The sequence below is a fragment of the Haloarcula sp. JP-Z28 genome, from assembly GCF_011440255.1.
Lineage (GTDB): Archaea > Halobacteriota > Halobacteria > Halobacteriales > Haloarculaceae > Haloarcula > Haloarcula marismortui.
Window position 1 is genome coordinate 1 of sequence record NZ_JAAOHT010000128.1, and the last position, 4,629, is coordinate 4,629.

Genomic DNA, 4,629 nt, shown 5'->3' on the forward strand with positions numbered 1-4,629 from the left:
GCTTCGCCGTGCGAGCGCGTTCCTGGTTTCGTGAGTTCCGAGAAATCGCCCTGATGTGTGTCGTCTATAACATCAAACGTGCCGTCAAACAGTGAATTCCACCGCCTTATGGCGATTCAACACAGCCCTTGGAATATAATGGGCTCTCTACCTCCACTGCTTCGATCATATTCACCCACAAGAGGATATATATGAACTGTTGTACCACTAACGAGTAACTGATCCGTCTGAACAGATCGTCCTTCAAACTCTCCAGTAGTATATGTTACTGTACTTTCAGTAGTGACAGACCCGACGCTATCCAAGTAATTATAGTTCGGTTCATATGTCACAGTACTTGTATTAACAGTGCTAAGACCGCAAATTTCGGCTATCGTAGCACTTGGTGGCCCGTCTTGCAAGGAGAATGTATTGCTAGCTTCTCCAATGTTGCTTACCCGCAACGAGCCTGATGATTGCCGAGGTTGGGCAGCGACTAACCGCGCAGGATATGATGTGCCAAGCTGTACCGAAGCCGGCACTCTATTACCATTTTCCCCGGCAGAGATTATGCTATTCCGGATCTCTTGCAACTCTCCTTCAGTCTGAGTTGCATGATTAAATTCAATCCTCTCATTCTGACTTGGAATCACATATGCTTGGTGAATACTAAAAGCAACTATAAGAATCGCAAAAAGCAGAACCGCGCCGACTTGAACCGATTGTGCACGCTCATCTGTCCAGAAGTCCATCAACTCAATTTACCAACCTATAGATATATGTATTTGGTATTTATATCGGCTTATTCGCAGCTAAATGCATTGGATAATTTCTCCCGCATGAACCCCCGCCGGAGTTCACGCTTTCGCTCGTCGGTCAGGTAGTCCTCGAACACCACCTTCGCGCTCGCACTGCCCTGCTCGTCGGCGATATCCTGGACGTGGGCCAGCAGGTCCTCGGTCGTTCGCGAGTAGGCGTCGTACCAGAACCGCCGACCCATGTGTGGCTTCCGGGCGACGCCGTCGATCTCCTCGGGCACGCCGGCCCTGTCGGCGAGTTCGTGGAACCACCCCGCGATGGTCGTGCCGTCGACGTGGCCGGTTTTCGAGCGCTCCGAGGGGAACAGATAGCCATCGACGCGGGAGAGGTGCCAGCGAGCGATGTCTTCGCCGAAGACAATAGCGACGGTGCCCGGCCCGTTCTTTCGCTCGTCGAACTGGATATAGGGGTCGTCACCGTTGAGATGGAGCTGGTCCTGGTGCAGCGCCGCGACTTCGCCCGCCCGGAGGCCCCAGCCAGCGAGGGCAACAACGAGCATCCGGTCGCGGCTGGTGATGGCGGCGTCGAACATCGTCCGGACGTGCTCGGACTCGAGAGCGACTGGATCTGTGTCCGACGAGCGCGTCCACGAGAACCAGTCCTCCGCACCGTTGGTGGGATTGACTGTCGCCACACGGCGCTCAACAAGCCAGCCGTACCACGTTCGGATTGCATCGTGGACGCGCGCGATGGTCGACTCAGCGAACTCTCCGGACATGTAGGCGAAGGTCTCCCGGCAGCGGTCGACGGCTTCGGTCTCGGTGCTGTCGCTGTCGGCGTCGACGGGCGAGAGGAGATCATCGGTTCCGTGGCGTTCTCGGTAGGACCGAGCGTAGCGGGCGAGCCGATACCGGATGGTCTCGCGGGTGCTATCGATCCAGTCATCTGCGGCCGCTTGCTTGGCGTCGAGATACTCTTGAAAGGACTCGCGGGTCTCGTCGTGCTCGATATCCCAGTCGTAGCCGCTGGTTTCGGTGTCGTACCCGAGTGTGTCCGACCAGAAGGTGGCAAACGTCGTGTCGTGGTACTCTTTCAGCGCGTACGTGAGCCCACGGAAGCCGTTGTTCGAGAGCCACTCGTAGGATGGCCTGTCGGTTTCGGGGTCGAAGTCGTCGCGCCGCAGCGCCGGCACGACCACAGCTTCGTAGGCGTCGGCGAGCTGTGGTTTGGTGAGCAGCGTCCAGGGCACGTCGTCGGCGGAGTGCCACGGCTTCATCCGCTCAATCCCGGGGGAGGCGTCGTGCTTTCCCGGTTCTGAATCTGAATCAGCCGATTTCGGCATACACAGCTAAACACACTAAATCCTGATAGTTCTGTTGCCACAGCAGACGCTTTCCGACTGGTGTGAATACACGCGTGGTGAGCGTGGCTGGGACGTTGGGCCGCACGTCGGTGGGTCGCTGGTCGGCGATCTTGTGCGAGGTGTTGAGGCATGAGCTGCACTGTGGAAGAACGGAACCGAGTGCGGCGTGCAGCGCGGGCGATTCGGGAGGAGGTGGCGACTGAGTCTGTCGACGTGCTTGCGCCGAGTGCGAGCCAGTACGGAAAATGGACGCTCGATGCCGTGCTTCGGGACGCGGAGGGTGTGCCGCCCGAGGTGTTGCGGGAGTTAGCGTTGGCCGGGTTGACGTTACAGCCGACGCCGTCGCAAGCCGAGTATCAGCACGTGGCTGCGACAGTGTAGAACAGCGGAGCACTAACCAACAAGTGAGGAATACTGGCCACAACTGTTGGTTAGCCACTTTCCAATCCGATTTCTGGACTTCGTTTGTTGCTCGGTTGCTCACCTGAAACAACTGCTCGGTATGAGTGCGAATTAAGCATTTATTTCACCTACAAATGAAATAACGAACTGTATTCACGACGACTGATAGTGTGTTAGAGTCTACGATACGTTGCAGAACAGAATATCACTTTCAGCACTATTTTACTAACTGAAGGTAAACAGTAAACAGTTGTGTCCCCGCAAGCAGAGCCCTACCCCTCCGATGTCGAATCGACAAATGACACACACGGTTCTGAAACTGAACCAGAAGCAGGCGATACTTCTGAACAAGACACTTCACTAGAATCTACGACTGCCTCACTTCGAGACCTGCTTATTACCGGCGGATTATTCTGTACCTACGTTATAGCACTCACAGCTGTTGGGATCTATCGAACTATCCAGACTGTGTTTCGGTATTTCCGCAATCTGTACTGACAAGCCACCGGTGTGCTATTAGAAATTGCTGGGAGCGATGGTCTCAGTCGCTCCCGAGGCCCCAACCAATTGTCAGTCGATCACATCGGGTTAGAGGAAGCGTCTGCTTGGATGCGGTGTGAAGCCTACCCAAGCAGACAGCAAGATAGAGGAAGAGCACCTGCTTAATTTTGTCGTCAATAGTCTTGACGAGGAACTTTCGTTAGATCTCGGCGAGAACGTCGAGGTCACGGCACAGACGCTCTATGAGGTCCTCGCCGGCGCCAGCGCCGGCGGGACCTCGATCAATCACGTCTGCGAAACGACTGACGACTCACCACACGCTAATACCGTCCGTGGACATCTCAGCGATCAGTTTGAACTGGATTCGGTTGAATCGGTTGGAGACACGCTGCTTCAACGAGATACGCTTGAGACACTTCCAGATCGACCGGTGGAGGTCTGAAGCCCCGAGGCTTCTTCCCGTGGATTAGTCGGACACGCCTCTGATACCATCGGTCTGGTCGCCTCGGCCGGTATCAGAGGCCACGGTCGGGCCGTCCACAGGCCCCGATGCCTGCCGTCGCAACTCCCACTTCCGCACCTGCGGGAGTGTCTTGAGAGCAGGCACATCTCTATCGTCTTGTGTTCTCAGCCATTTCTGCGCGACACTCACACCAGCGCCACGGTCAGCGTGGTCTTGATGCTCGCACTCACAGCACTTGAACCGTTTCTTGTGGCGGTTCGCCTGTTCTGTGTGACCGCAAATCGGGCATTGCTGGCTGGTGTACTCCGGGTCAACATCATCTGACGGAATCCCTTGCCACGCCGCCTTGTACGTCATGAGGTTACGGAGTTTGGCGACCGGGAGCGAGTACAGACAGCGGTTCATACTGTGAAAATACTCACTTACAACAATCGATGCCTGACCAAATCCAAACGCTAATGACGAGCGGTGACAAAAGATGACAATAATGATGGAGCCAGTACGTGTGGAGGACCTCAAAAAACGGGAAGGAACAGAGATTGACTTCCCGATCAATCCGGGGACAAATGAAGAAGCTGCGCTCCGATTTTTAGCGAGCGAGCCGGAATTTGGGTGGCCACCAGTCAAAATCGCGGAGCGCACCGATATAAACAGTAACAGTATTACAAAAACCATGCAACGGCTGTACGAAAAGGATCTGGTTGATCGTATTTCCGGGCGGTATTTCATCAATCCAGATTTGGAAGAGGAAATTAACGGGCTCCTCGGAGACTTACACAACGCAGCACAGTCGCAGGCCCATCCAGAAGAGAACAGACAAACGAGTGCTCAGTCAGATGATATTTCAGATCCATTTGCATCTGAAAACGAAATTGACGACCTACTTGACTGATTTCTGAGGGAGATTCTATTGCATCTATGAAGTATGATCGAGGAGATATCGTTTCGCTTGATGACCCGTATGGAAACGACAAGACACGGTCGGCGGTTGTAATCTCTGATGGGCGACGACCAAAACATGAAGACGGTACTATTTGCCGTGTTGAATAGATGCTGAGTCACGGTTAGAGTGGTTCACAGAGCGGTTCTATGTTCGAGATGGCGAACATCAGGACAATCTCACGGAACTGTCGATACCAGCCGAGCGCTCGCACGGCGTCGC

Annotated in this window: 4 protein-coding genes and 3 pseudogenes; 4 read left to right on the forward strand and 3 right to left on the reverse strand. The window is 54.6% G+C overall.

Annotated features, from left to right (window positions below; translation table 11 throughout):
- Positions 1–95 (forward strand): annotated as a pseudogene (locus tag G9463_RS23215) (IS5/IS1182 family transposase); the annotation flags it as partial.
- A gap of 686 nt (positions 96–781) precedes the next feature.
- On the opposite strand, the gene G9463_RS23220 reads toward G9463_RS23215, so the two are convergent.
- Entirely contained in the window at positions 782–2,080 is a 1,299-nt protein-coding gene (locus tag G9463_RS23220; RefSeq protein ID WP_165897951.1) for a site-specific integrase, read from the reverse strand.
- Positions 2,081–2,230: 150 nt separating this feature from the next.
- Between G9463_RS23220 and G9463_RS23225 the strand changes: the two genes are divergently transcribed.
- On the forward strand, positions 2,231–2,482 hold the full coding sequence (locus G9463_RS23225; RefSeq protein ID WP_165897952.1) for a hypothetical protein: 252 nt from the start codon (positions 2,231–2,233) through the stop codon (positions 2,480–2,482).
- Between the two features lie 637 nt (positions 2,483–3,119).
- A pseudogene (locus G9463_RS23230) lies at positions 3,120–3,443 on the forward strand (ISH3 family transposase); the annotation flags it as partial.
- A gap of 27 nt (positions 3,444–3,470) precedes the next feature.
- Here the strand turns inward: G9463_RS23230 and G9463_RS23235 are convergent.
- Positions 3,471–3,872 (reverse strand): zinc ribbon domain-containing protein, encoded by a 402-nt coding sequence (locus G9463_RS23235; RefSeq protein WP_004966898.1) that lies wholly within the window; start codon positions 3,870–3,872, stop codon positions 3,471–3,473.
- A gap of 82 nt (positions 3,873–3,954) precedes the next feature.
- Between G9463_RS23235 and G9463_RS23240 the strand changes: the two genes are divergently transcribed.
- Positions 3,955–4,359, forward strand: coding sequence for a hypothetical protein (locus tag G9463_RS23240; protein WP_240150138.1), 405 nt, complete (start codon positions 3,955–3,957; stop codon positions 4,357–4,359).
- A gap of 172 nt (positions 4,360–4,531) precedes the next feature.
- On the opposite strand, the pseudogene G9463_RS23245 reads toward G9463_RS23240, so the two are convergent.
- Positions 4,532–4,629: pseudogene (locus tag G9463_RS23245) on the reverse strand (IS5/IS1182 family transposase); the annotation flags it as partial.

What these genes read in the sequence shown, in the direction of transcription:
- G9463_RS23220 (WP_165897951.1), bottom strand. Translation starts at nt 2,080, where the DNA reads ATGCCGAAATCGGCTGATTCAGATTCAGAACCGGGAAAGCACGACGCC.
- G9463_RS23225 (WP_165897952.1), top strand. Translation starts at nt 2,231, where the DNA reads ATGAGCTGCACTGTGGAAGAACGGAACCGAGTGCGGCGTGCAGCGCGG.
- G9463_RS23235 (WP_004966898.1), bottom strand. Translation starts at nt 3,872, where the DNA reads ATGAACCGCTGTCTGTACTCGCTCCCGGTCGCCAAACTCCGTAACCTC.
- G9463_RS23240 (WP_240150138.1), top strand. Translation starts at nt 3,955, where the DNA reads ATGATGGAGCCAGTACGTGTGGAGGACCTCAAAAAACGGGAAGGAACA.